The following is a 24,537-nucleotide window of genomic DNA, read 5'->3' as shown; positions in this document are numbered from 1 at the left end:
GGGACGCCTCTGGGGCGAGTGGTGCAGTATGTGCCCTGATGCACCGAGGACTTGTTCATGCTCTCGCCTGGACGCTGGCGACCGGGGCGGCGGTGACGCTGTCCTGGTGGGGCGTGCACACCGTCATGTCCGGAACGGCCTACGATCCGCCGCTGGCGGTGCCGCTGACCACGCAGCCGCTGTCCTCCTCGACGCACCGTGCGGCGGCGCCGTCGCCCGAACCGGCCCCGGACTCCCCGTCCCCGTCTGCCTCCCCGTCGGCATCGCCCTCCGCCGGCGCCTCCTCCGCGAAGCCCCCGCAGAAGGCGGCCCCGCCGAGCCCGCGCCCGGAGGAGCAGCAGGGCGGCGGCGGGGATCCGGGCAAGGTGAAGGCCTACCCGGTCACGGGTGGCCGGGTGGTCTTCGACCTCGGAACGTCCTCGGCCGAGCTGGTCTCGGCGACGCCGGACGCCGGCTGGCAGATGCAGGTGTGGAAGCAGCCGTACTGGATCCGGGTCACCTTCACCAAGGCGGGCCGGGAGATGTCGGTCTTCTGCACCTGGAACGGGCATCCGCCGCTGGTGGAGACGTACGAGGGGTAGTGCGCCGTCAGAGGGTGACGATGTTCTGCGCCTGCGGCCCCTTCTGCCCCTGCCCGACCTCGAACTGGACGCGCTGGCCCTCCTGGAGCTCCTTGAAGCCCTGCCCCTGGATCTCGCTGTAGTGGACGAACAGGTCCTGGCCTCCGCCGTCCGGCGCGATGAACCCGAATCCCTTCTCCGCGTTGAACCACTTGACGTTGCCCTGAGCCATGTCCGTGTCTCCCTGCTGCCTGCGGATGACCGCTCGCCCCGGCGGGGCGCTCGGGACGAAGACCTACCCGCCCCCGCGGTGTTCGGAGCGCAAGGTCATCCGTACGAGGGCGTGGCGCGGCAGGTCACGGCCCCTCAGCGGAAGACCGACGGCGGGGGCTCCGGCGAGGCCGCCGCCGAGGCGTCGCAGACCGGGGCCGCGCCGCCCGCGAAATCGGCGAGGGCCCGGCCGTGCTCGACCCGGCCGGGATGCGGGTCGCTCGCCACCCGGCGGGTGAACTCAGCCACCGGCAGCTCCCGGTCGGCGGCCGCCAGCACCGCATTGCCGAACCGTTTCCCCCGCCACACCACCGGGTCGGCCGCCAGCGCCAGGTGCTCGAAGCGGGACGCGGCGGTCGCGATCTGCCCCTTCAGGTGCGCGAGCGGCGGGCCGTCCGCGAGGTTGGCCACGTACCACCCGCCGGGCGCGAGGGCACGGCGTACGTCGTCCAGGAACTCTCCGCTCGTCAGGTGCGCCGGGGTGCGCGCGCCGCTGAACACGTCCGCGATCACCAGGTCCGCCCAGCCGTCCGGGACCTTGGCCAGGCCCGCCCGCGCGTCCACCGCCCGGACCCGGACCCGCGCCTGCGGGTCCAGCGGCAGGTGTTCCCGTACGAAGGCCACCAGCGCGGCGTCGATCTCCACGACCTGCTGGGTCGAGCGGGGGCGGGCGGCGGCCGTGTAGCGCGCGAGGGTGAAGGCGCCGCCGCCCAGGTGCACCACGTTCAGCGGCTGCCGGGCGGGCGCGACGAGGTCGATGAGGTGGCCGATCCGCCGCTGGTACGCGAAGTCCAGGTACCCCGGATCGGCCAGGTCCACATGCGACTGCGGGGCTCCGTCGACGAGCAGCGTCCAGGCGTCCGCGCGCTCGCGGTCGGGGGCCAGCTCCGCCGTGCCGCCGGCCACCTGCCCGACGACCGCCTCGGAGGTACCGCGCCCGCGCTGTCTGCTGCTGCCTCTGCCCTTGCCTGCCACCACCCCATTGTCGCCGGTCAGCGGCAGTTGTCCGCCGCCTCGATCAGGCGTGCGGCCTCGCCGAGCGCCGCGCGCAGCACCTCGGGGTCGGTGACCGGACCGACGGCCTCCGGGGGGAGCAGCCAGCCGGTGTCGCCGGCGGTGGGCGACACGTCGACGTCGCCGAAGCGCATGCCGCGCCCGTTGGTCTGGGTACAGGCGCTGCCCGGCAGGTCCCAGGCGTCGGCGGTGCCGGGCGGGACGAGGAAGCCGAGGGTGTCGCCGGACCCGTCGTGCAGCACCGGGCCGACGCCGCCGGCCAGGCTGGCGGCGCGGCGGATGATGTCCACGGCCTCCAGACCCTGCCGGGTGGGCACGGTCACCAGGTCGGGCGCCTCCGCCGGCGCGGCGACCGCGACCGCGACCGCGACGGCCACGACGCCCGGGGCGACCGCGACGGCCGGGACGGGGGTCGCGCCCGAAGACGCGGGCGCGGTGTTCGTTCCAGTGCTCTCCATGCCGCCCTCCACCAAGGGAACCCCTCCTCGATCCGCGTACTACGAGCGGGGCGGGAGTCAGCTCACACCCCGCATGGGCTCAACGCGCCAAAACGTCAACGGGTGCGGCGGCAAGACGCTGCAAAGGATGGCAGTTCATGGCGGATCGCGGGTGAGATATCCCTTTTGTAGCCAAACACCGCATGAACCGTCCGCCGCTGGCGGTACGTTCATGCGCGCCGGGCCCGGCTCCATCCCGCGGAACCGGCGGTGCGTCCCTTGCCAGAGAGGCCACGTCCATGGCGGCGTTCCCCCACTCACCCAATCAGACGTTCCGGCGGCTGCGCGGGCAGCACTCCCCGGCCGAGTTCGCGGGCATGGTGCGCCGGGCCGCGAAGGAGATCGGAGAAACGGTTTCCTGCGACGCCCGCTACATCGGCCGGGTCGAATCCGGCGAGATCCGCTGCCCCAACTACGCGTACGAGCGGGTCTTCCTCCACATGTTCCCCGGCCGGACCCTGGCCGACCTGGGCTTCTCCCCGCGCGAGGCGGTGCGCGGCCGGTCGGCGCAGCGCACCGGCCCCTTCACCCACAAGGAGAGCGACGTGCTGCGTCGCGCGTTCATGGCGGGCGGCTCCGCGGCCGTGGCGGCCGCGACGATCGGCCTCCCCCTGCTCGGCGACACCCGCCGGCCGCCCTCCCGGGCCGGCGAGTCCGAGGCGGCGGCGGTCGAGGAGGCCGTGCGCCAGATCCGGCTGCTGGACGACCGGCACGGGGCCGACGCCCTGTACCGCCGGGCCGCCGAACCCCTGCGCGCCGCCTACGCACTGCTCGACGCGGGAGCCACCCGGCAGTCCACCGAGGACCGGCTGCACGCGGGCGCCGGTGAACTGGCCATCTCGGTGGGCTGGCTGGCCCACGACTCCGGCCGCTTCGAGGACGCCCGCTCGCACTACGCGGAGGCCCTGGCGACGGCCCGGGTCGCCGGGGACGCGGGCCTGGAGGCGCACGCCTTCAGCAACATGGCCTTCCTGGCCCGGGACTGCGGACGGCCGCGGGAGTCGGTACGGGCGGCCCAGGCGGGCCGCCGCGCGGCCCGCTCCCTCGGTTCCCCCCGGCTGCTCTCGCTGCTCGCCCTGCGCGAGGCGGGCGGCTGGGCGGGCCTGGCGGACCGCAAGGCCTGCGAGGAGGCGCTGACCCGCGCGCACACGGAGTTCTCCCGCGGCGGGGCGGGCGCGGACCCGGAGTGGATGTCCTTCTTCGGCGAGGCCGAACTGGAGTCCCTGGAGTCGCGGTGCTGGGCGGCCCTCGGGGAGCACGCCCGCGCGGCCCGGCACGCCCGCCGCGCGGCGGACCTCCAGGATCCGCACTTCGCCCGGAACGTGGCCCTCTACACCGCCGAGCTCGCCGACGACCTGGCACGGGCCGGTGCCCCCGACGAGGCGGCCTGGGCGGGCGGTCGGGTCCTGGACCTGCTCACCGAGGTCCAGTCCACGCGGATCCGGTCCATGCTGTCGGGGACGGCCCGCACCCTGGTCCCGCACCAGCGCAGCCCCCGCGTGGCGGACTTCCTGACCCGCCACGCCACGGCCTGACCGGCCCCGGCCCCGGCCACGCCGCGCGGTCCGGTCCGGTCCGGTCCGGTCAGCCGCTGACGTACTCGTACACGGCGCCGTCCGGGTGCCGGAGCACGGCGCGCCGCCCGTTCGGCGTCTCGGCGGGCGCGGCGACGACCTCGGCGCCGGCCGCCTCGCCCTGCGCGACGACCGCGTCCAGGTCCGCCACGCCCAGGGTCGCCGCCACCCCCGCGAACCGCTCCGCGACCGTGTCCGGTCCGCTGAAGAGGAGGAAGGGGCCGACGGCCGCCAGCTCCAGGCCGGCGAACGCGAACCGGTTCGCGGGCTCGCCGGTCAGCTCTTCGTAGAAGGCCGAGGCCGCCTCGAGGTCGTCCACTCGTCGTCGCAGCACCACGGAAGTGATCGTCATGACCTCATCCTCGCAGCCGCAGCGATCACTCAACCACCGGCCCCTGCAAGGGACTTCGGGCTGCGGTCAGACGTCCAGGTGGCCCGTGTCGTTCCAGCGCTCCAGTGCGGGGGCCCCGTAGGCCCAGCCCAGGACCGAGAGGGAGGTGGGCTCCAGACGGATGCGGGCGCCGAAGGAGGCCTCGAAGCCGAGCCAGCGGGCGGCCAGGGTGCGCAGGATGTGGCCGTGCGCGAAGACCAGCACGTCGCGCTCCGCCGCACGGGCCCAGGCGACCACTTCGTCGGCACGGGCCGCCACGTCGGCGACGGACTCGCCGCCCGGAACGCCGTCGCGCCAGATCAGCCAACCCGGGCGGACCGCCTGGATCTCGGCCGGGGTCATGCCCTCGTAGTCGCCGTAGTCCCACTCCATCAGCGCGTCCCACGGCTCCGCCCGGACGCCGAAGCCGGCCAGGTCGCAGCTCTCGCTCGCGCGGACCAGCGGGCTGGTGCGGACCTCCACGCCGGGCAGGCCGCGCCACGGGTCGCGGGCCAGCCGCTCGCCGAGCAGCTTCGCGCCCCGCCTGCCTTCCTCCAACATGGGCACGTCCGTGCGTCCGGTGTGCTTGCCGAGCTGGGACCACGCCGTCTGGCCGTGGCGGGCCAGGAGGATGCGGGGGGCCATAGGAGATTCTCCCGGTACGTAAGGGCATGAGGCTGTAAGGGTTCGCGTGCCTTTGTGGCGGTTCGGGCGATTGCGTCGTCCGTCCATCATCCATCACATGAACACCAGGCAACCCACCCTGTCGTACAAGCGTCCTACACCGTATGACTGATCGGCAGAAGCCCACCCGGTGGTGGGCCGAACTGCTGCTCCTGGGGCTCGTCTACGGCGCGTACACCGGTGGCAGACTCCTCGCCCGGGGCGACGTGCACCTCGCCGTCGGCCACGGCCTCGCGATCCTCCGGGCGGAGGAAGTGCTGGGGATCGACCTCGAACGGCCGCTCAACCGGCTGTTCTCCCACCAGGGACTGCTCGGCATACCCGCCGACTTCGTCTACGCCTCCCTGCACTACCTCGTCACCCCGGCCGTGCTGGTCTGGCTGTACCTGCGCCGGCCGCAGCAGTACCGCAGCGCCCGCACCTGGCTGGTGGTCTCCACCCTCCTCGGGCTCGTCGGCTTCACCCTGATGCCCACCTGCCCGCCCCGGCTGCTGGACTCCGTGTACGGGTTCACCGACACGATGGCCCAGTACAGCGCCTACGGCTGGTGGGGCGCCGAGGCCAGTGCGCCGCGCGGGCTCGGGGGCCTCACCAACCAGTACGCGGCCATGCCGAGCCTGCACGTCGGCTGGGCCCTGTGGTGCGGGGTCCTGCTGTGGCGGTACGGGCGCCACCCCCTGCTGCGGGGGCTGGGCGTCGCCTATCCCGCCGTCACCACGCTCGTGGTCATGGGCACGGCCAACCACTACTTCCTGGACGCGGCCGCCGGGGCCGCCGTGATGGCCGCCGGGTACGCGATCGCGCGCCGGCTGCCCGCCCGAACGGCCCGATTCCGCAGTAAGACCACGATTGTCAGTGGCGGATGGGACACTTCCGCCCGTGAGCTCCTACCCGCCCAGCGGCCCGCCCCGGAAGACGACTCTGCGGCAGCGGCTCGCTGACCTGCGCGGCCCCGCCGTGCCGCCCCGCCCGCTCGACGCCCGCGCGCTGGCGGCGCTCGCCGCCAACCCCGGATGCGGCAGACGCGCCCTCCTCGACGGTGCCGGCGTGGACAAGACCGCCCTGGCCGCGGCCCTCGGCTCGCCCGCCGCCTTCGGCCAGTCGCAGTTCGCCATCGTCCGCGGGAACTCCTTCGAGGCCAGGGTCAAGGGCGACGGCGGAGCGGTCCTGCTGGAGCTGGTCCACCGGCACCTGGGCGCCGGCGCCGAGCCGCCCGGCCCCGGCGCCCGCGTCCCCGACCTGACCGCCGCCGGGCCCGAGGGCCGGGCCGCGCGCACCGCGCTCGCCCTGCGCGAGGCCACCGCCGCCGGCGCGGCCTCCGGGGCCTGGACCCTGCTGGACCACCCGATGCTGGCCCTGGAGGTGGCGGGCACCCCCGCCTATCTGGAGCCGGATGCCGTCGTGGTGCATCCCGACGGCCGCTGGACCGTCGTGGAGATCAAGTCGTTCCCGCTGATCGACGGGGCGGCCGATCCCGCGAAGGTCGGCGCCGCCGCCCGGCAGGCCGCCGTGTACGTCCTGGCCCTGGAGAGCACCGCCGAGAAGCTGGCCTCCGCCGTGGTCGGGCACACCGTGCTCCTCGTCTGCCCGAAGGACTTCTCCAACCTGCCCGCCGCCGCGCCCGTCGACGTCCGCCGCGAACGCGCCGTGACCCGGCGCCAGCTGGACCGGCTGACGCGGGTCGAGGAGCTGGCCGCGGCCCTGCCCGAGGGGCTCAGCTTCGACCCCGCGCGGCCCGCCGAGGAGCTGACCGAGGCGGTCTCCGCCGTCTCGGCCGCCTACGCCCCCGAGTGCCTGGCCGCCTGCGAACTGGCCTTCCACTGCCGGGAGCGGGCCCGCGCCGGCGCCGAGGTGACCGCCCTCGGCCGCTCCGTACGGGGTGAGCTCGGTGCGCTCACCACCGTCGAGGAGGCGCTCGCGGCCGCCGCCGGCGACGGCTGCCCCGACGACCCGACCGCGGCCGCGCTGCACCAGGCGGCCCGGCTGCGCGCCGAGGCCCTCGAGGCGGCCGCATGTCCCTCCTGAACACCCTCGCGCGCCTCGAAGCCGTCCGGGCGGGCCGGGCCCAAGCGCTGGCGACCGTACGGCACCGGCATCTGAGCGAGCGCCCGCTGGTCCTCGTACCCCTGACGACGGCGGGCGAGGCCGGGGCCCCGCTCGGCGCGCTGATCGGGACCGATCCCGCGCAGCCGCGGCTGCTGGTGGTGCCGCAGCCACGCGACCGGGACCTGCGCTGGACGTTCCTGGCGGAGCTGGCGGACGTGGTCCTGCCGTACGTGGAGGGGTACGCGGACGACGTCGAGTACGTGGAGCGGACCGAGACCGATCCGGAGACCGGCGCGAAGAGCAAGGTCTCCGCCGAGCTGTGCCTGGACGCGCCGCAGGTGATCGTGCCGAGCCGGGCCGGCATCGAGTACGTCCGGCTGCTGGGGCGGTCGATGCGGTTCCGGCGGACGGCCGAGGAGGATCCGGAGAATCCCTATCCGGCACCCACCCGGGTCCCGCTGCTGGGGCGCTGGTTCACGCACCTCGGCGAGCGCTCCCGGGTCCCTGGGGCCTCGATGCTGCTGTCGGCGACGGAGCTGCTGGGGCGGCACTGGGCCACCGGCCAGAGCAACCTGGAGGACCAGCACCTGGGCGCGCTGCTGTCGTGGATAGTCCCGCCGGAGGGGGAATCGGGCGCCGAGGCGGCCCTGCGGGCCGAACTCGGCCGCGACCGGGACGGGCAGCTGCTCGTCCCGCCCGCCGGACCGGCCACCGACCCGGCCTTCGACAACAAGCTGCTCGCCCCGGCGATGGCCCGCTACGACGCCGCGCGCACCGGCGAAGATCCGCAGGCCCTGGCCCGCGCCGAAGCGGCCGTACGGGAGCTCCTGGCGGAGCAGATGCGGCCCACCTGGCGGGCGGTGTGGCAGTCGCTGGAGCTGCTGCGCGCGCTGCCGCCCGGGGAGCGCGCCGAGGAGCGCTGGACCCGCGACCGCTGGTCGTACACCGGCCACCGGGACCGGGTCCGGGCGGGCGAGCCCCCGCAGCCGCGCCGCGACGACGCGGTGACCGCTGCCCGGAAGCTGGCGACGCGGGAGACCGAGCAGGTGCGGCTCGACGCCCAGGAGGCGCTGGACGATCCGCTGGTCATGGCGGGCCGGCGGCTGTCGGGCGAGGCCTTCGCGGGCGAGGTCACCGAGGTGGTGATGGAATGGACGGAGTCGAAGCGGCCGAGCCCGCGCCCCCTGGTGACGGTGGCCACGGAGGACCGTCCGCAGCTCGCGGAGGGCGGCGGCGGCAAGGTGTACCGCTCGCTGGAGGGCCGCCCGCAGGCGGCGCAGTTCGTCCGCTTCGAGGACGACGGCCGGCTCGTGCTGCGGCTGCTGGACAAGATGGGCCGCGGCCGGGAGCCGGAACCCGGCTCGGTGCCGGAGAAGGGCGACCGGATCTGCTGGACGCTGTTCGAGCACGACGCGCGCGGCGGCCCGAAGCTGCCGGAGCCGGAGCAGACCCCGTGGACGCACGGCGGACCGCCGGGATCCGCGACCGCCGCCGTGCTGCCCGACGCCGCGCCCGACCCAGTGACCGCCGAGGACATCCTGTGAGCACCGTTTTCGATCCGGGCGCGGCCGCCGCCGAGGCGACCGCCGCCATCCTGCGCGACACGCTGCACGGCAGCGAGCGCGGCGTGGTCGTCGACTCCCCGCCGGGGGCCGGCAAGTCCACCCTCGTGGTGCGGGCCGCCCGGGAGCTGGCCGCGGCCGGGCGTCGGCTGATGGTGGTCGCCCAGACCAACGCGCAGGTCGACGACCTGGTCCTGCGGCTCGCCGACAAGGACCCGGAGCTGAAGGTCGGCCGGCTGCACAGCAGCGACGGCGACGCGTACGACCCGGCGCTGCGCGAGCTGCCCTCGGTGACCCTCTCGGCCAAGCCGGGGGACCTGGCCGAGCTGCCGATCACCATCTCGACGGCGGCGAAGTGGGCGTACGTGAAGGACACGGAGCCCTGGGAGCACGCGATCGTCGACGAGGCGTACCAGATGCGCTCGGACGCGCTGCTGGCCGTGGCCGGGCTGTTCGAGCGGGCGCTGTTCGTCGGCGACCCGGGACAGCTGGACCCGTTCAGCGTGGTCGGCGCCGAGCAGTGGGCGGGGCTGTCCTACGACCCGTCGGCGTCGGCGGTCAGCACCCTGCTGGCCCACAACCCGCAGCTGCCGCAGCACCGGCTGCCCGTGTCCTGGCGGCTCCCGGCGACGGCCGCGCCGCTGGTCTCGCAGGCGTTCTACCCGTACACGCAGTTCCGCAGCGGTACGGGTCCGGGCGAGCGGCGGCTGTCGTACGGGGTCGCGGGCGACGGATCGGGCCCGGACCGGGTGCTGGACGAGGCCGCCGAGTCGGGCTGGGGCCTGCTGGAGCTGCCCGCCCGGCACACCCCGCGCACCGATCCGGAGGCCGTGCGGGCGGTGGCCCTGGTGGTCCGCCGGGCGCTGGACCGGGGGGCGGTGACGGCGGACGAGCAGTCCGAGGGCCCGGCCCCGCTGACCGCCGACCGGATCGCGGTCGGCACGGCGCACCGCGACCAGGCGGCGGCGGTCCGCGCCGCCCTGGCGGAACTGGGCGTCGCCGGGGTCACGGTGGACACCGCGAACCGGCTCCAGGGCCGGGAGTACGACCTCACGGTGGTGCTCCACCCGCTGTCGGGCCGCCCGGACGCGACGGCGTTCCACCTGGAGACGGGCCGCCTGTGCGTACTGGCCTCGCGGCACCGGCACGCCTGCGTGGTGGTGGCCCGGGCGGGCATAGCGGAACTGCTGGACGACCACCCGTCCACGGAACCGGTCCAGTTGGGGGTGACGGTGAAGTTCCCGGATGGCTGGGAGGCCAACCATTCGGTCCTGGCTCACCTGGCGGAGCACCGGGTGGTCTGGAAGCCCTGAGGGGCGGCGCTCTTGCGCGGCGTTGGACAATGGAGGGTGGCCCGGAAGGATCCCGAACGCGCAGCAGGAGGACACGCATGGCAGAGCCCGAGCGGACGACCGAGCGGAAGCTGCGGCCCGCGCCGCTGCTCTTCGAGCCCTCGGAGGCCGCCACGGACCCGGAGCACTTCTTCGACCTGGAGTCGATCGAGGACCCCCGGGAGCTGCTGGCCCGCGCCACCGAGCTGACGCTCGCCTTCCGGGCGGCGCAGGACCGGGCGGTGGAGTTCCAGGCCCTGGCCGCCGCGCAGCTCGCAGATCCGCGGCGGTTCGACCGGCTGCCGCCGGCGGCGATCGCCGAGCAGGCGGAGTGGACCGAGGACTACGCGCTCAAGATGATCGAGTTCGGCGAATCCCTGCAGCGCGAGGCGGGCCCGGAGACCCCGTAGGCCCCCGTGGTCCCGGGACGGGCACGGACGGGCAGGGACGGGCCCGGCTACTGGGGGGCCTCGCGGCACGCCGCGGTCGCGACGATCCCCGCCACCCCGGCCTGGGTCAGCCCCTTGGTGCAGCCGTCCTCGTCTCCCACGAGACCCACGTAGCACCCGATCCGGATGGCGTCCGTGACCTCGACACCCTGCAGCTGGACGATGTCCTGGCAGGCCTCGATGTCGGCGTGGGCCGCCGGAGCGGCGACGGCGACGCCGCCCAGGGCGAGGGCCAGGGCGGCGAGGACACCGGGGATACGAGCCGAACGACGCATGGGAACGCACCTGCTCTCGGTCGGGACCGCGGTCCCGGGTGTCCCGGACCGCGCGCGGCGGCGGCAGCCGGACGACCAGGGGCGGAGGCCGGATTCCCCGGTGCCGCAGAGCGGGCTCACCGGCGCGCCGAGCGGGCGAACCCCCGCTCATACGACGCTAGAACAGTTCCGGAACGCACGCACTCGCGACCGCCACGGCCCCGCCGCGGGCCCGGTGTGCCGCCCTCGCACCGCCCTCGCCCCGCCCTCGCCCCGCCCTCGCGCAGGCCGCGGCGTACGGCGCACCTGGCATATGCGGGGTGCAACATAGCCCACCATCCCCCTTCCTGTCCCGGCTTTCCGTAACTCCTGGAAACCGCATCACTACGCCCGGTAGACCGGTCCGCATGACGACGCTGACGACGGCACCCGCCTGCCCCACCCACGACGCACGCCCCGCCACCCACGTCACCCCCCAGGGCGCCGCCTGGCTCGCCTCCGCGTCCGCGCACCCGCACAGCACCCTCGCCCTCTGGGAGGCCCGGGCCACCGCCCCCGCCACGCTGCCGTGCGGGACCGCCTTCGACGTCGTCAACGTCCCCCTCGTCCTCGGCCGCCGCATGCTCGACCTGCTCCGGGCCGAGGGCCCCGGCCCGGGGCCCGTCGCCGTGCACCGCGGGCGGATGCTGCTCTTCGCCGCCACCGGGACCGCCCACCGGCTCCCTGCACTGCTCGCCTGGGAAGAGTGGGGCAGCTCGGCGCCCGCCCCCCTGTGCCACGGCCGCGGCGACGCCGTCACCGTGCCGCCGCTCGCCGCCACCCCCGGGCCGTCACGCTGGCTCGTCGCCCCCGAGACCCGCACCCCCTGGCTCCCCGGACCCGAGGCACTCCTGTGGGCGTACGTCCGCGCCGCCCGAGCTGCGGATATCGATTTTTCCTTCCGGCCATCTCCCTGCTAATGTCTTCCTCGTCAGCAAGCGCCGCTAGCTCAGTTGGTTAGAGCAGCTGACTCTTAATCAGCGGGTCCGGGGTTCGAGTCCCTGGCGGCGCACAGACGGAAGAAGGCCCCCACGCAAGTGGGGGCCTTCTTCGTGTTCCGGTGCACGCTCCGATGCGCGTTCCGGCAGAACCGCGCTACGTGGTGATCTTGACCGTGTACGCACCCGACGGAGTGCGGTCCGCCACCTCGATCCTGATCCGCTCCCCCGGCACCGTGAACGCCTGCCCCACCTCGAGCGGCGCGTCCGCCAGCGGCGGGTACACCGAGCGGTCCCAGCAGGCCTCCGTGTCCGGATGCCCGTCGAGCACCTCGATCGGCCCGCCGCCCGACGCCGCCTCGTTGCGCACCCGGTAGACCAGGACCCCCTCCGTACAGGTGTCCCCGTCATTGCCCGCGGACCCCCGCGCCTCGACGGCGATCGCACTGCCGGTCCCCGTACGGATCACCGCGAGCCGGGTCCCGCCCGAGGCGCCGGCCACCGGCGCCTGGGCCAGCGGCAGCAGGGTGTGCAGCGAGGAGCCCGACTGCACGCAGTCCACCTGGGACGCGTCCAGCCAGCCGAGCTTCCACTTGTGCCAGGCGAACAGGTCCGGGGCCATCCCGAACTGGCTGCCCATGACGTCCCAGTCCCCGACGTGCGTGTCCCAGTCACCCTTGCCGTCCGTCGGCCGGTGGTAGAGGTCGGGCAGGTCGAAGACGTGCCCCGTCTCGTGCGCCAGCACGTTCCGGTCCGGCGGGTGCCGCTCGAAGACGGTCACGATCCGCCGCAGGTCCGTCCCGTCCGCCCTGATCGGCCGGTCGAAGTTGACGACCTTGGTGGCGTCCGAGTCCACTCCGGGCGCGTCCGGGTCGGCGACGAAGTACACGACGTCGTACCGGGAGAAGTCCACCTCCCGGTCGGCGGCGGCGACCGCGTCCCGCAGGTACGCGGCCCGGTCCTGGGACGCCCAGTCGCGCTGTATCCCGTACGCCGTGGACGGTTTGGGCATCTGGATCCACTGCTTCTGCGGGTGCGGGACCAGCCGGAACCTGCCGTACGAGGCCCGCTCGAAGAAGTCGCCGGTCGCGGGGAAGTAGTCGCCGGTCAGCTGCTCGGTCGTCAGGGTGGCCCGGTGGTCGGGGAAGGAGAGGAAGACCATGACCGCGTCGAGGGTGCGCTCCGGCTTGGGGTAGGAGCGGTTCCAGCTGTCCAGGCCCAGGGAGTGGTGCGCGGAAGTACGGGTCAGGGCGCACGGCGCGGCTCCCGGAACGGCGACCGCGGGACCCGCGACGAGCGACATGGCGGCGAGCGCCGTCAGGGAGGTGAGCGCGGCCGCCGTGCTTCTCATGCGGGAGCGTTCCACTCCCCCGGGTGTCTGCTGTCGCGCCACATCGACCTCCGGTGGTGGATTCGTACCATCTCGTTCCACCTTGGGGCGATTGTCTTACTAATGCCCTGTTCCGCTGCCCCACAAGAGTGAGCACTACGGCAAGCCGGTGACCCGGGGGGTTCACCCACATGCCTACAGAACGTCACGACCGATCACGGGAGATCAGCAGGAGGCTTCCGCTGCTCAGAGCTGCGCAGAAACGATCGCCCGGGATTCGCCCGGCGAGACGTCAGCACGCCGAAGTCCCGTGCCCCGCACGGCGACGCCGCTGGATAGGGCCGTACGGTGCCTCTATGATCGGCACACTTTCCTGCACGGACACTCACGAGCACTGCGGGAGCCAACGGTGAGCGGAACCTCAGAGGGAACCGGTTCGGCGGCCGACAGCATCCGATCGGCCATTACGGAGCGTCACCAAGCAGTGCCGGCCGTGCCGACGTCGACGCCCCGTACCGGGTCCGAACTGCGCGATTACCGGGCCGCCTTCAACGCGGCCCACCTGGCGATGGCCGTCGTCGACCGCTCCGGCTACGTCGTCGCCGCCAACGCGGCGCTGGCCGGGCTGCTGGGCACCGAGCCGCACGCGCTCGTCGAGCAGTGCGCGGCCGACCTGGTCGACCTGGGTGCCGAGGCCCGCACCTGGCAGGCCTACCAGGAGGTGCTCCGCGGCCGCCAGGCCAGACTGCGCTGTACCCGCCGGCTCAAACACCCGGACGGGCACTCGCTGTGGACCGAGGTCACCCTCGGGCCCGTGCCCGGGACCCGGGACGTGCTGCTGTCCGTCGCCGACATCAGCGACCGCCGCGACCTCCAGGCCCGGCTGCGGCACCTCCAGATGCACGACCCGGTGACCCGGCTGCCCAACCGGGCGCTGTTCTTCGAGCGGCTCTCCGCCGCCCTGGAGGCCTCCTCGTACGAGCAGGGCGGCACCGGGCGGATCGGCCTGTGCTACCTCGACCTCGACGGGTTCAAGGCCGTCAACGACACCCTGGGCCACCGCGTCGGCGACCGGCTGCTGACCGCCGTCGCGGCCCGGCTGACCCAGTGCGCCGACCAGTCCGGGTACGGGCGCACGGGCGGGCACCTCGTGGCCCGGCTCGGCGGCGACGAGTTCGCCCTGCTGGTCGAGGACTCCACCGGCACCGAGCAGCTCGCCGACCTGGCGCGTAGCGTACTGGCCGCCGTACAGGAGCCGTTCGACCTGGCCGGGCAGCGGCTGTCGGTCTCGGCGTCGATCGGCGTGGTGGAGCGGGCCACGGACGGGACCTCGGCGACCGGGCTGATGCAGGCCGCGGACACGACCCTGTACTGGGCGAAGGCGGACGGCAAGGCCCGCTGGACGCTGTTCGACCCGGAGCGCAACGCGCACCGCATGACCCGCCAGGCGCTCAGCTCGACGCTGCGGCCGGCCGTGGAGCGGGGCGAGTTCGCGCTCGAGTACCAGCCGCTCGTGGACCTGGAGAGCGGTGCGGTGCGCGGGGTGGAGGCGCTGGTCCGCTGGAACCACCCGCAGTTCGGCACGCTGACGCCGAATCGGTTCATCGGAATTGCGGAAGAGGACGGCTCCATCGTCCAGTTGGGGCGGTGGGTGCTGCGGACCGCCTGCCGGCAGGCCCGGCGCTGGCAGATCGAGCAGCCGAGCGACTGCCCGGTCTTCGTCTCCGTCAACGTGGCGGTCCGGCAGGTGTGGGACTCGGACCTGGTCGGCGACGTGGCGGAGATCCTGGCCGAGACCGGGCTGGCCCCGCAGCTGCTCCAGCTGGAGCTGACCGAGTCGGCGGTGATGGGCTCCGCGGGACGGCCGCTGCAGGCCCTCCAGGCGCTGAGCGACATGGGGGTGCGCATCGCCATCGACGACTTCGGCACGGGGTACTCGAACCTGGCGTACCTGAGCCGGCTCCCGGTTTCCGTGCTGAAGCTGGACGGCTCCTTCGTGCGGGGCTTCCGCTACGAGGAGGGCACGCACCCGAACCCGGCCGACGAGACCATCGTCGAGGCCCTGGTGCAGCTCGCGCACCGGCTCGGCCTGACGGTGACGGCCGAGTGCGTGGAGACGGCCGGCCAGGCGGCCCGGCTGCGCCGCGTCGGCTGCGACACGGGCCAGGGCTGGCTGTACTCGCGGGCGGTGGCCCCGGAGCTGATCGCCGAGATGATCGGCACCCGCCCCGGAGCCTGATCCCGTCTGCGCCGGAGCACGCCCGCCCCGTACCCCTCCTGTGCAGGGGTACGGGGCGGGCTGCCGCTCGGCGCGGGGTGGGGGGAGATCAGCAGGCGCCGAGGTCCTTCCAGACACCCCATTCACCGGTGGTGCCGGGCTCCTCGTTCTGCGTCCACCACTGGGCCTTCCACTTGTGGCCCTTGTGCGAGACCTCGTTGCCGCCGGTGTAGACGGTCCCCGCGACGTACGCCGGCGCCGGGCAGCCCGAGGTGGGCGGCGTGGTCGGCGGAGTCGTCGGAGGAGTCGTCGGCGGGGTGGTCGGGGGCGTGGTGGGCGGAGTCGTCGGAGGCTGCGTGGTGCCGCCGAGGGCGTCCGAGATCTGGTTGAGCAGCGTGGTCTTGTCGTCCAGGCCGAGCAGGGAGTACATCATCGCGCCGGCCAGGCCGCGCTGCTTGCCGTAGTCGACGCGGGCCTGGACGGACCGCTGGTTCAGGCCGGTGAAGAACTCGCCGTCCTTGTAGAAGTACGAGGCCTTCGCCTGGTCGTCCCAGAAGGTGGTCGCCGGGTTGTCGACGATCCCGCCGAGCTCCTTGTAGTTGGCGATGCCGGCCTGCTGGCTGGTGGGCCGGGCCGCGGAGGGGCCGGTCGCGCTCTGGGCGAGGCCGCCCGCGGTCCCGGCGGGGACGCCCTTCCAGCCGCGGTAGTAGAACTCGTAGCCCAGCGTCAGCTTGCCCGCCGGGAAGCCGCCCGCGATGCCGTACGCCGCGTTGCCGTCGATCCAGGAGTCGATGGCGTTCTTGATGCCGTACTTCTGGGCGCCCGGCGCGATCGGGTCGGTCGGATCGGCCGCCGAGTTGTCCAGCGGGGACTGGTGGTACGTGGGCCCGTCGCCGTCCCAGGCGCCGTGCATGTCGTACGTCATGACGTTCGCGTAGTCGAGGTACGAACCGATCTTGTCCGTCTCGATGTACTTGATCTTGTCCTGGCCGGCCGGGAGCGCCGCGGTCAGCAGGTACTTCTTGCCGCCGTTGGCCGCGCCGTACGCGTCGAGCTGCTCGCGGAACTCCTTGAGCAGGAGCGTGAAGTTCTGCTTGTCCTCGGGGGCGTAGTGGTTGCCCAGGTGCCCGCCGGAGGAGCCGGGGTACTCCCAGTCGATGTCGATGCCGTCGAAGATGCCGGCCGCGGTGCCCGGGCCGCCGTAGCCGCCCTCGACCGGCAGGTTGCCCTTGATGTACTGGTCGATGCAGGAGGAGACCAGCTTCTTGCGGGAGGCGTCGGTCTTGGCCGCGTCGCTGAAGTACTTCGAGTACGTCCAGCCGCCGATCGAAATGTTGATCTTCAGGTTCGGGTACTTGGCCTTGAGCTGCTTGAACTGGTTGAAGACGCCGACGATCGGCTGGTCCCACTTGTCGGCGACGCCGCTGACGCTGTCCGCCGCGCCGAAGGACTTCTGGTAGTCGGCGTACGAGTCGCCCGCGCCGTCACCGGCGTTGGGGTTGTTGTCGTCGCCCGCCGCCTTGTTCGCCTCGAAACAGGTGAGGTTCGTGGGGTGGATGTTGCCGAACGAGTAGTTGATGACGTCCAGCTTGCCCGCTATGCCGCGGGTGTCGAGGTGCTTGGGGTAGAAGGCGTTCCCGTACACGCTCCACTGGTCGTAGTACGCGATCTTGACGTTGCCGCCTGCGCCCGCGGCGGTGGCGGCGCCGGCGGCCTGTGCGGTGCCGAGCCCCGCGAAGCCGGCCAGCGCTCCGGCGGCCAGCGCGGCCGTGGCGGCGGCCGCGATGAGGGGTTTACGGAAGTGCATGAACTGCCTCCGGGGGGTGGGAGGGGGGAGCAAGAGGTTCGGGTGGGAGAAGAGATAGCGATCACCCGAGGGCCGCGTCAATGGTTTGGACCAAAGAAGGACTAGACCACTCGTCGCGCAAATCCCCTTGTCAGAGGCCTGGAAGCACAGCAGAAACCGCCCGCCACCCCGGGTGACGAGCGGTTTAAGGGTGCCTTAGGACACCCTCGCGCAAGGTTTCGGCAACAAACCAGCCGAACTGCGTTTGCGCGCGATCAATCAGCTCGCGGCGCCTCCACCGGCATCCCGTACACATCTGCGACGAGCTCGTAGGAGCGCAACCGGGCTGCGCCGCTGTGCGCGTTGGACGTCAGCATCAGCTCGTCGGCGCCCGTGCGCTTGGCCAGGTCGTCGAGCCCTGCGGCCACCTCGTCGGGGGTGCCGTGGACGACGTTCGCGAGCCAGCCGTCCACGAACTCCCGCTCCGGCGGGGAGAAGTCGTACGCCGCCGCCTCCTCGGGCGTCGGGATCAGCCCGGGCCGGCCGCTGCGCAGCCGCAGCATCGACAGCGCCCCCGTGAGCACCTGGGCGCGGGCCTGCCCGTCGGTGTCGGCGGCCAGCGCCGCGACCCCGATCGCGGCGTACGGGGCGTCCAGTACCGCCGAGGGGCGGAAGGCCTGCCGGTAGAGGTCCAGCGCGGGCAGGGTGCCGGCCGCCGAGAAGTGGTGGGCGTACGCGAAGGGCAGGCCGAGCTCGGCGGCGAGGCGCGCGCTGAACCCGGAGGACCCGAGCAGCCACAGCGGCGGCCGGCCGGCGCGGCCCTGCACGGGGCCGGGCACCGCGTGGACACGGGCGTACGGGTGTCCGTCGGGGAAGTCGTCGTCGAGGAAGCGGGTCAGTTCCACGAGCTGCCGGGGGAACTCCTGCGCCGCCTCGTCGAGGCGGCCGGGACCGCGCAGGGCCGCGGCCGTGCGGCCGTCGGTACCGGGCGCGCGGCCGAGCCCGAGGTCGATCCGCCCGGGGGCGAGCGCCTCCAGCGTGCCGAACTGCTCGGCGACGGCGAGCGGGGCGTGGTTGGGCAGCATGACCCCGCCCGAACCGAGCCGGATGCGGGAGGTGTGGGCGGCGAGGTGGGCCAGGATCACCGCCGGGGAGGAGCTGGCCACCCCGGGCATGGAGTGGTGCTCGGCGACCCAGTGGCGGTGGTACCCGCGGGACTCGGCGAGCCGGGCGATCGCGACGCTGGTGCGCAGGGAGTCGTGGGCGGTGCTCCCGCTGCCGACCGTGACGAGGTCGAGCACCGAGAGCGGCACCGGCGCGCGGCCGCGTACCGCACCCCGGATCGGATCTCCGCGGCCGTCCCCGTCCGCAGCCCGACCCGCGTCCCCGGTGTCACTCATAGTCGCTCCCGTCTCGGTTCGCCGTCCGTACGAAGAACTCGAACCATCGGCGGCCTGCGGCCATTCCCGGCATCCCGGGACAGCAGGCGTGACCTTGGCATATGCCATTGGATTAGACACAGACCAGGGGACCTGATCGAGCCATCAATCTCCTCAACAGGCGCTCCACATGGGCCTCTTGATGGCTATCGTGGTAGGGCAAGCGGTAACAACCTGCTAGGGGGAAAACCGTGGCGCTGAAGCCCGAGCCGACCGCGCCGTTCCACTCGGTGCAGTACGCCCTGCGCGTACTCGAAACGATCGCCCGCCATACCGGCGGTGTGACCGATGTACAGATCGCGCGTGAGACCGGCCTGCCCGCGGTCCATCTCGCCCCCATGCTCCTCATGCTGCGCCGTGAGGGGTACGTCCTCCAGGTGGCGGACGGCGCCTATGCCATAGGGGACTCACTCGTCCTGCTCGGCTCAGGCATAGACAGGCAGCAGGCCCTCCAGAACAAGCTGCAGGACACCCTGGACCGGCTGCGGGACTCGGTGGGCGCGGCGGTCTACATCAGCCGGTACGTGGACGGCGAAGTGAAGATCACGCAGTTCGCGGACAGCCCGCGCACCCCGAAGGTGCACGAATGGGTCGACTTCCGCTCCGCGGCGCACGCCAGCGCGGTCGGCAAGTGCCTGCTGACCCAGCTCGACCAGAACGGGCGGCGCGACCACCTCTCGCGGCACAAGATCGCCCGGCTCACGTCGAAGACGATCGTGAACGAGCGGATCCTCTTCTCCAAGCTGGACGCCCAGCCGGCCACGGTGCCGGTCCTGGACCTGCAGGAGTACGCGGTGGGCACCGTCTGCGCCGCGGTACCGATCACGGCCGGGGCCTCGGTGGGCTGCCTGGCCCTGTCGATGCCCGTCGAGCACGCGCACCGGCTGCGGGCCGCCGCGGACGCACTGAACCGGAAGGCCGCGCCGCTGCTCCTTTCACTCACCCTGTGACACCGGTCACGGACGGGCGTTGCCGACGGATCTCACGGCGGGAACGGCGGGAGAGGAGCCCCGGAAACACTTCGGGCGGTTCCCGGTGAACCGGAAACCGCCCGAAGTACAGGTGCGCCGCCAGGGACTCGAACCCCGGACCCGCTGATTAAGAGTCAGCTGCTCTAACCAACTGAGCTAGCGGCGCCTGACAGAGAAAATACTACCTGCTCCTCAGGGGTGCTCAAAACCAATACCCGCGGCCCGCGGATCAGCGCTCCAGGAGCTCGTCGCGGCCGTGGGCCGCGTACGCCGCGAGCAGCCCGGAGAGGTCGGCCGGGCCCAGGAGGCGGTAGCCGGCAGTGCCCGGCGGGGACCACCAGACCGGGTCCGGGCAGCGGAAGCCGGCCCGGCGCAGGGCGACCCGGTGGACCTTGTTCGTCGCCGTGGTCGGCATGGACTCCACGATCCGGACGTAGCGCGGGGACATCTTCGTGCCCAGGTCCGGCTGGGCGGCCAGGAAGGCGGAGAAGGCCTCCGGCGAGAACCGCTCCCCTTCCTCGAGGGCGACCGCCGCCATCACCTGGTCGCCGGCCGCCTCGTCCGGCACCGCGTACACGGCGACCGCGGCCGCCGGGGACCAGCGCGCCAGGATGTTCTCGATCACCGCGGCGGCGAGGTTCTCGCTGTCGACCCGCAGCCGGTCGTCGGTGCGGCCCGCGAAGTAGAGGAACCCGTCCGCGTCGCGGAAGAAGAGGTCGCCCGTCCAGTACCAGCCCTCCCGGGTCCGCGCGGCCTCCGCCTCGGGGTTGCGCCAGTAGCCCTCGAACAGGCTCCGGCCGCGGTTGACCAGCTCACCGATCGCGGCGGAGCCGTTGAGGAGGCGGCCCTGCGCGCCCAGGACGGCCGGCGGGCACTCCGCGCCGGTCTCCGGATCGATCACGGCCAGGTCGTCCCCGGCCCCCGCCCGGCCCAGGGCGCCCGGCGGGGTGTCCGGGGTCCGCTGGACGGAGGCTCCGCCCTCGGTGGCCCCGTACCCCTCGACCAGCCGGACCCCGAACCGCTCGGCGAAGCGGGCCGCGTCCACCGCGCCGGCCTCGGTGCCGAAGCCGAGGCGCAGGCTGTGCACGCGGTCGTCGGGGCGGGGCTCGGTGGCCAGCAGGTACTGGACGGCCCGGCCGACGTAGGTGAAGTACGTCGCCCCGTACGCGCGGACGTCGTCCAGGAACGCGGAGGCGGAGAACCGGGGGCGCAGCGCCACGGACGCGCCCCCGGCGAGGGCGGGCAGCCAGTCGGCGATGACCGCGTTGCCGTGGAAGAGCGGCATGCAGATGTAGTGGACGTCGTCCGGGGCGACCGAGAACTGCCGGGCCAGGGAGTCCCCGGCGGCGGCGATCCGGCCCTGGCTGCACAGGGCGGCCTTGGGGGCGCCGGTGGAGCCCGAGGTGAAGTAGAGGAGGAAGCGGGAGCCGGGGCCCGGGGTGCCGATCGCCGCCTCACCCGGCTTCGCGGCCGCGTACGGGGCGAGCAGGTCCGCGTACTCCTCGGTGTCGGTCACGAGGATCCGTACGCCCGGCAGGTCGAGGCCGCGCAGCAGCGGCAGGTGGGCGCGCTCGGTGACCAGGATCCGGCAGTCGGCGTGCAGGACGTCGCGCGCGAGCTCCGGGCCGCGCCGGGTGGGGTTGATCCCGGCGACGGCGGCCCCGGCGAGGGCCGCCGCGCCGAGCCAGAACGGGAACTCGGGGGTGTTGTCGAGCAGCACCCCGATGTGCGGTTCGGCGTCCGACGGCAGCAGGTCGACGAGCAGCGCGGCGCGCGCTGCGGCCTCCTGGGCGGTCCGGTGCCGGCTGAGGACGGCGGTGTGCGTGCTGCCGCCGTACTGCAGGCCGGGCCGGTGGTCGCCCCATTGGCGTGCGATGAGCTCCGCGACGGTTTCGGGTGTCGTCCGCATGCCGCCGGAGGCTAGCTGACGTACCGTCAGAATTGAAGGTCGGAAGTGAAGGTCAGAACTGGACGTCGGAGCAGGCGTAGAAGGCCATGGCCGTGTCGTTGACCGTCCAGACGGCCAGGATCATGTGCCGGCCGGTCTTGCCGCTCGGCATGGTGCCCTGGTGGACGGTGGTCATGGGCGGCCGGGCACCGTTGTAGGCGACGGTGAGGAAGGGCTGGGACTCGAGGGCGGCGCGGGTGAGCGGCTTGGTCGGGTCCCAGCCGTTCTTGGTGACGTAGTACTTGAAGTCGGTGGTGGAGTGGTTGGCGGTGAACTGCCACCGGAAGCCGTAGCTCTGCCCGCTGGTCACCTTGGTGGCGGGCCAGGCCCCGCCGCGCGGGTCGTCGAGCTGCGCGAACTCGCTGTGTCCCCCGGCGCATATCTTCCCGTCCGCCGGACCGGCGGCCGGGAAGCCCTTGTAGCCCTCGACGCTCTGCGGCTCCCACTGGATCGGGCCGCAGTCGGAGACCGTCTTGTTGGCGCAGAGCTTCTGGCGGCTGATGGGGGTGTCCGTGTAGCCGTGGCCGCTGGCGGTGGGGGCGGTGAGGAGCGCCAGGGAGGCGACGGCCCCCAGGCCGAGCGCGGCGGCGCCGGCTCGTCTGGGCAGGTGAACGGGCATGCGGATGGGACGCATGATGCTCCTTGAACGTGGGGGGAGTTCGGCGAGAGCGTGCGCACGCGTGGGGTCGAGCATGGGGATTCAGGTCTAGACCAAGTACCAGACTATTGACGGGAGTTGGCCATGTCCAGACCAATGGGGGAACGGGTGGTCCGGTCGATTCCGGCCACCCGTTCCGCATGCGGTGCGTTTCCCTCGCTCCGCCCTACTCCGGGCGTCCCGTGTAGAAGGCGACGGTGAGGTCCTTCACGAGGGCCTTGCGCTCGTAGTCGTCGAGTTCGACCAGCCCGCGTGAGGTCAGCCGGTGGACGGTGTCGTCGACCGCGTCCACGATCGAGGTCAGCACCGTGTCCCGGTGCTTGGCGTCGATGGCCGCGACCCGGCGCCGCCGCATCGCCTCGGCGACGTCGGGGGCGTACTCGATCCGGGTCGGCTGGGCCGAGTACACCTCGATCCCGACCGCCTCGGTCTCGGTCGCGAGCATCCGGGTCAGCGCGTCGCCGACGGCCTCGGCGTCGCGCAGCGTCGGGGCGTCCTCGTGGAAGGCATCGGCGGGCAGCTGGGACAGGACCCGGGCCATCGCCGATTCGACCTGCTCGGCGAGGTAGTCGGTGTGGTCCTCGACGGCGAGGGTGGCCCGGGCGGTGTCCTTGACCTGCCAGACGACCTGGACGACGACCCGCAGGGCCAGGCCCCCGGAGTCCACGGCCGGCATGGGCTCGCTGCGCCAGTGCCGCAGCCGTACGTCGACGCGCTGGCGCAGGAGGAGCGGGCTGACCCAGGTGAGGCCGGTACGGCGGACCGTGCCGCGGTAGCGGCCGAAGAGGGTCAGCACCCAGGCGTGGCCCGCCTTGGCGCGGCCCAGTCCGCCGAGCGCGAGCAGCGCGACGATGCCGAGGAAGGCGAGCGGCGGCCAGTGGGTGGCGCGGAGCCCCTCGTAGGGGCGGGGGGTCGCGCCGAACGCGGCCACGAGGGTGGCCGGCACCGCCCCGGCCCTCCAGAGCACCGCCAGGCAGCCGGCGAGGGCGAGCCCGCCGACGCCGACGCCGACCCAGCCGGGCAGCACGGGCCCGCGGTGTTCCCGGAGCCGGTCGTCGCCGCGCGGGACCCGGCGGCTGGGGGCGGGACGGGCGGCACGGGACCGCGGCGCGGCGGCGGGGGCCGGGGGCCGGGCCTGGGCCTGGGCCTGGGACTGGGCTTGGGCCTGGGCCTGGGCCTGGGCCTGGGACTGGGCTTGGGCCGGCCGGGACTCCCCGGGGAACGGCAGGTGCACCGGCACCTCGGTGACCGCGGCTCCGCGGGCGGGCGCGGTGCGCGGCAGGTCCTGCGGGTCGGACCCCTGGCGCTCCGCGCCCATCCCGCGGGCCACGGCCTGCGCGACGATGTCCGCGACCGCGGGTCCGGGCACTGCTACGGGCACTGCGACGGCCGGTTCGGCCGGGCCGTACGGCCCCCCGGGTCCTGCCGTTCCGTGCCCCTGCGCGTGCCCGAGCGTGTGCGCGTGCCCGTGGGCGGACTCGGCGGCTCGAAGGCCGACCTGGCCGTACGCGTGGGCGGACTCGGGATCGGCCTGGAGGCCGGCCCGGCCGTGCGGGTGCGCGGAGTCGGAGCCGGCCTGGGGGCCGATCTGCCCGTGCAGGTGCGCCGGCTCGGGGCCGGCCTCGGGCTCGGCCTCGGGGCCGACGGCCACGCCGTACGCGGGGGCGCGAACGTGTGCCGCGGCCTCGGGATCGGGCTCGGCCTGGGGGCCGGCGGGCGGCCACGCCTCGCCGTACCGCTGTGCGGGGCGGTCCGCCGCCGGCTCGGTCCCGGCATCCGCCTCGGGACCGGCGGGCGGCCACACCTGCCCGTGCGGGGGCGCCGACTCGCCCCCACCGTCGAAGCCGCGCAGGCGCAGGGTGGCCACGCCGGTGTGCGCGGCCTCGTCCGGGCCGGGCCCCGCCGGGGCCGGTACGCAGACCAGCGGATCGGGTTCGTGGCCGTACGAGCCCCCGCCGGACTCGGCGCGGTCGACGGCCCCGGCCAGTGCGGGCACCGGCTCGGCCTCGGCCCGGTTCCGGGCCGCCGGGACCTCGCTCCGGGCGGCCTCCGCCGCCGGGCGCCCGTGCGGCAGGGCGACCTCGCGCGGCGCGGCCACCAGCCTGGCCGGAGTTCCGGCGACCCACCCCCGTCGGCCGGGATCCGCCACCCCTGCCACCACGCCCGAAGACCCGGCCCCTGGCCCGGTCTGAGCGGCGTACGAGAGCGGGCCCGCAGCCGGAGCGGCCTGCGCCGCGTGCGGGAGCGGAGCCACGGGGCGCGAGGTCTCGGCGGGAGGCTCGGCCCCCGCCCCGGCCGGGTGCGCGGGCAGGTCCGCCGCTGCCGCGGCCACCCGAGCGGCCTGCCCGGGGTCCGGGAGGACGGGGTCCGGGAGGACGGGGTCCGCGGCCGGAAGCCCGGCCGTCGGAGCTGCCTGCGCCATGTCCGGGAGCGGATCCGTGAGCGCGGTGGGGACGCGCAGCGGGTGGGGTGGGGTCGGGTACAGGTTGCCCGTGCCTCGCACGGCCGGGGCCTGGGGGGCGGGCGGGGGCGTGGCTGCCGCGGAGGGGACGCGGAAGGTGCCCGTCGTCGAGGTGGTGTGCGTGGGGTACATCGTTGC

21 protein-coding genes, 2 tRNA genes and 1 pseudogene are annotated in these 24,537 nt (G+C 73.9%); 11 read left to right on the top strand and 13 right to left on the bottom strand.

Annotated elements, in window-relative coordinates:
* The first annotated feature begins 38 nt into the window (after positions 1–38).
* Positions 39–581 carry a hypothetical protein gene (locus AB5J51_RS25200; RefSeq protein WP_136225501.1) on the top strand — a complete coding sequence of 181 codons (543 nt, stop codon included), beginning with the start codon at positions 39–41 and terminating at the stop codon, positions 579–581.
* A 7-nt stretch (positions 582–588) separates the two neighbouring features.
* Here the strand turns inward: AB5J51_RS25200 and AB5J51_RS25195 are convergent, their stop codons facing one another.
* From AB5J51_RS25195 to AB5J51_RS25185, 3 genes are all read right to left on the bottom strand, one after another.
* Positions 589–792, bottom strand: coding sequence for a cold-shock protein (locus AB5J51_RS25195; protein WP_136225499.1), 204 nt, complete (start codon positions 790–792; stop codon positions 589–591).
* Between the two features lie 134 nt (positions 793–926).
* The gene (locus AB5J51_RS25190) at positions 927–1,832 is read right to left on the bottom strand and encodes a spermidine synthase (RefSeq protein WP_369780310.1); all 906 of its coding nucleotides are present in this window, start codon (positions 1,830–1,832) and stop codon (positions 927–929) included.
* Positions 1,823–2,302, bottom strand: coding sequence for a hypothetical protein (locus tag AB5J51_RS25185; protein ID WP_369778703.1), 480 nt, complete (start codon positions 2,300–2,302; stop codon positions 1,823–1,825). Before AB5J51_RS25185 ends, AB5J51_RS25190 begins: the two co-directional genes overlap by 10 nt.
* Before the next feature lie 278 nt (positions 2,303–2,580).
* Here AB5J51_RS25185 and AB5J51_RS25180 point away from each other — a divergent pair, with 278 nt between their 5' ends.
* Complete coding sequence (locus AB5J51_RS25180) at positions 2,581–3,876, top strand: tetratricopeptide repeat protein (RefSeq protein WP_136225497.1); 1,296 nt, start codon at positions 2,581–2,583, stop codon at positions 3,874–3,876.
* 49 nt (positions 3,877–3,925) lie between these two features.
* Here the strand turns inward: AB5J51_RS25180 and AB5J51_RS25175 are convergent, their stop codons facing one another.
* Positions 3,926–4,267 (bottom strand): VOC family protein, encoded by a 342-nt coding sequence (locus AB5J51_RS25175; protein WP_133897961.1) that lies wholly within the window; start codon positions 4,265–4,267, stop codon positions 3,926–3,928.
* Between the two features lie 66 nt (positions 4,268–4,333).
* Entirely contained in the window at positions 4,334–4,930 is a 597-nt protein-coding gene (locus AB5J51_RS25170) for a histidine phosphatase family protein (RefSeq protein WP_053785528.1), read from the bottom strand.
* Between the two features lie 143 nt (positions 4,931–5,073).
* Between AB5J51_RS25170 and AB5J51_RS25165 the strand changes: the two genes are divergently transcribed.
* The 5 genes from AB5J51_RS25165 (at position 5,074) to AB5J51_RS25145 (ending at position 10,318) form a co-directional block, all read left to right on the top strand.
* Positions 5,074–5,910 carry a phosphatase PAP2 family protein gene (locus AB5J51_RS25165; RefSeq protein WP_369778702.1) on the top strand — a complete coding sequence of 279 codons (837 nt, stop codon included), beginning with the start codon at positions 5,074–5,076 and terminating at the stop codon, positions 5,908–5,910.
* Positions 5,819–6,994, top strand: a complete 1,176-nt coding sequence (locus tag AB5J51_RS25160; protein ID WP_369778701.1) for a hypothetical protein — start codon at positions 5,819–5,821, stop codon at positions 6,992–6,994. Before AB5J51_RS25165 ends, AB5J51_RS25160 begins: the two co-directional genes overlap by 92 nt.
* Positions 6,982–8,559: a hypothetical protein gene (locus AB5J51_RS25155; protein WP_053785525.1), complete on the top strand. Its 1,578-nt coding sequence runs from the start codon at positions 6,982–6,984 to the stop codon at positions 8,557–8,559. Before AB5J51_RS25160 ends, AB5J51_RS25155 begins: the two co-directional genes overlap by 13 nt.
* A complete protein-coding gene (locus tag AB5J51_RS25150) occupies positions 8,556–9,890 on the top strand; it encodes an AAA domain-containing protein (protein ID WP_053785524.1) in 1,335 nt (444 codons plus the stop codon). The genes AB5J51_RS25155 and AB5J51_RS25150 overlap by 4 nt, the downstream gene beginning before the upstream one ends.
* Before the next feature lie 77 nt (positions 9,891–9,967).
* Complete coding sequence (locus AB5J51_RS25145) at positions 9,968–10,318, top strand: hypothetical protein (protein ID WP_053785523.1); 351 nt, start codon at positions 9,968–9,970, stop codon at positions 10,316–10,318.
* A gap of 47 nt (positions 10,319–10,365) precedes the next feature.
* Here the strand turns inward: AB5J51_RS25145 and AB5J51_RS25140 are convergent, their stop codons facing one another.
* On the bottom strand, positions 10,366–10,632 hold the full coding sequence (locus AB5J51_RS25140; RefSeq protein ID WP_369778700.1) for a hypothetical protein: 267 nt from the start codon (positions 10,630–10,632) through the stop codon (positions 10,366–10,368).
* A 386-nt stretch (positions 10,633–11,018) separates the two neighbouring features.
* On the opposite strand from AB5J51_RS25140, the pseudogene AB5J51_RS25135 reads away from it, so the two are divergent.
* Together AB5J51_RS25135 and AB5J51_RS25130 are read left to right on the top strand one after the other, a co-directional pair.
* Positions 11,019–11,598, top strand: a pseudogene (locus AB5J51_RS25135) (bifunctional DNA primase/polymerase).
* Positions 11,589–11,662, top strand: a tRNA-Lys gene (locus AB5J51_RS25130). The pseudogene AB5J51_RS25135 and the gene AB5J51_RS25130 overlap by 10 nt, the downstream one beginning before the upstream one ends.
* A gap of 83 nt (positions 11,663–11,745) precedes the next feature.
* Here the strand turns inward: AB5J51_RS25130 and AB5J51_RS25125 are convergent.
* Positions 11,746–12,939, bottom strand: a complete 1,194-nt coding sequence (locus AB5J51_RS25125) for a M6 family metalloprotease domain-containing protein (protein WP_078987199.1) — start codon at positions 12,937–12,939, stop codon at positions 11,746–11,748.
* 388 nt (positions 12,940–13,327) lie between these two features.
* On the opposite strand from AB5J51_RS25125, the gene AB5J51_RS25120 reads away from it, so the two are divergent.
* On the top strand, positions 13,328–15,157 hold the full coding sequence (locus AB5J51_RS25120; protein WP_078987198.1) for a bifunctional diguanylate cyclase/phosphodiesterase: 1,830 nt from the start codon (positions 13,328–13,330) through the stop codon (positions 15,155–15,157).
* An 88-nt stretch (positions 15,158–15,245) separates the two neighbouring features.
* On the opposite strand, the gene AB5J51_RS25115 is transcribed toward AB5J51_RS25120, so the two are convergent.
* Both AB5J51_RS25115 and AB5J51_RS25110 read right to left on the bottom strand, forming a co-directional pair.
* A complete protein-coding gene (locus AB5J51_RS25115; protein ID WP_369778699.1) occupies positions 15,246–16,943 on the bottom strand; it encodes a glycosyl hydrolase family 18 protein in 1,698 nt (565 codons plus the stop codon).
* A gap of 254 nt (positions 16,944–17,197) precedes the next feature.
* Entirely contained in the window at positions 17,198–18,322 is a 1,125-nt protein-coding gene (locus AB5J51_RS25110) for an LLM class flavin-dependent oxidoreductase (RefSeq protein WP_133897957.1), read from the bottom strand.
* 230 nt (positions 18,323–18,552) lie between these two features.
* On the opposite strand from AB5J51_RS25110, the gene AB5J51_RS25105 reads away from it, so the two are divergent.
* On the top strand, positions 18,553–19,311 hold the full coding sequence (locus AB5J51_RS25105) for an IclR family transcriptional regulator (RefSeq protein ID WP_030297926.1): 759 nt from the start codon (positions 18,553–18,555) through the stop codon (positions 19,309–19,311).
* Positions 19,312–19,424: 113 nt separating this feature from the next.
* Here the strand turns inward: AB5J51_RS25105 and AB5J51_RS25100 are convergent.
* The 4 genes from AB5J51_RS25100 to AB5J51_RS25085 all read right to left on the bottom strand — a co-directional run bounded on the left by AB5J51_RS25100 (position 19,425) and on the right by AB5J51_RS25085 (position 24,531).
* Positions 19,425–19,498: transfer RNA gene (locus AB5J51_RS25100), tRNA-Lys, on the bottom strand.
* Between the two features lie 63 nt (positions 19,499–19,561).
* A complete protein-coding gene (locus AB5J51_RS25095) occupies positions 19,562–21,241 on the bottom strand; it encodes an AMP-binding protein (protein WP_369778698.1) in 1,680 nt (559 codons plus the stop codon).
* Positions 21,242–21,293: 52 nt separating this feature from the next.
* Complete coding sequence (locus AB5J51_RS25090) at positions 21,294–21,914, bottom strand: lytic polysaccharide monooxygenase (protein ID WP_369778697.1); 621 nt, start codon at positions 21,912–21,914, stop codon at positions 21,294–21,296.
* 190 nt (positions 21,915–22,104) lie between these two features.
* The gene (locus tag AB5J51_RS25085) at positions 22,105–24,531 is read right to left on the bottom strand and encodes an SPFH domain-containing protein (RefSeq protein WP_369778696.1); all 2,427 of its coding nucleotides are present in this window, start codon (positions 24,529–24,531) and stop codon (positions 22,105–22,107) included.
* Positions 24,532–24,537 lie beyond the last annotated feature (6 nt).

Source organism: Streptomyces sp. R33 (assembly GCF_041200175.1).
GTDB lineage: Bacteria > Actinomycetota > Actinomycetes > Streptomycetales > Streptomycetaceae > Streptomyces > Streptomyces katrae_B.
This window is presented reverse-complemented; position numbering and strand designations above follow the sequence as displayed.

Excerpts from the sequence above, each read along its gene's own strand:
- AB5J51_RS25195 (WP_136225499.1), bottom strand. The coding sequence starts at position 792 with ATGGCTCAGGGCAACGTCAAGTGGTTCAACGCGGAGAAGGGATTCGGG.
- AB5J51_RS25175 (WP_133897961.1), bottom strand. The coding sequence starts at position 4,267 with ATGACGATCACTTCCGTGGTGCTGCGACGACGAGTGGACGACCTCGAG.
- AB5J51_RS25115 (WP_369778699.1), bottom strand. The coding sequence starts at position 16,943 with ATGCACTTCCGTAAACCCCTCATCGCGGCCGCCGCCACGGCCGCGCTG.
- AB5J51_RS25165 (WP_369778702.1), top strand. The coding sequence starts at position 5,074 with ATGACTGATCGGCAGAAGCCCACCCGGTGGTGGGCCGAACTGCTGCTC.
- AB5J51_RS25090 (WP_369778697.1), bottom strand. The coding sequence starts at position 21,914 with ATGCGTCCCATCCGCATGCCCGTTCACCTGCCCAGACGAGCCGGCGCC.
- AB5J51_RS25155 (WP_053785525.1), top strand. The coding sequence starts at position 6,982 with ATGTCCCTCCTGAACACCCTCGCGCGCCTCGAAGCCGTCCGGGCGGGC.
- AB5J51_RS25145 (WP_053785523.1), top strand. The coding sequence starts at position 9,968 with ATGGCAGAGCCCGAGCGGACGACCGAGCGGAAGCTGCGGCCCGCGCCG.
- AB5J51_RS25125 (WP_078987199.1), bottom strand. The coding sequence starts at position 12,939 with ATGAGAAGCACGGCGGCCGCGCTCACCTCCCTGACGGCGCTCGCCGCC.
- AB5J51_RS25085 (WP_369778696.1), bottom strand. The coding sequence starts at position 24,531 with ATGTACCCCACGCACACCACCTCGACGACGGGCACCTTCCGCGTCCCC.
- AB5J51_RS25140 (WP_369778700.1), bottom strand. The coding sequence starts at position 10,632 with ATGCGTCGTTCGGCTCGTATCCCCGGTGTCCTCGCCGCCCTGGCCCTC.
- AB5J51_RS25185 (WP_369778703.1), bottom strand. The coding sequence starts at position 2,302 with ATGGAGAGCACTGGAACGAACACCGCGCCCGCGTCTTCGGGCGCGACC.
- AB5J51_RS25180 (WP_136225497.1), top strand. The coding sequence starts at position 2,581 with ATGGCGGCGTTCCCCCACTCACCCAATCAGACGTTCCGGCGGCTGCGC.
- AB5J51_RS25110 (WP_133897957.1), bottom strand. The coding sequence starts at position 18,322 with ATGAGTGACACCGGGGACGCGGGTCGGGCTGCGGACGGGGACGGCCGC.
- AB5J51_RS25095 (WP_369778698.1), bottom strand. The coding sequence starts at position 21,241 with ATGCGGACGACACCCGAAACCGTCGCGGAGCTCATCGCACGCCAATGG.
- AB5J51_RS25200 (WP_136225501.1), top strand. The coding sequence starts at position 39 with ATGCACCGAGGACTTGTTCATGCTCTCGCCTGGACGCTGGCGACCGGG.
- AB5J51_RS25170 (WP_053785528.1), bottom strand. The coding sequence starts at position 4,930 with ATGGCCCCCCGCATCCTCCTGGCCCGCCACGGCCAGACGGCGTGGTCC.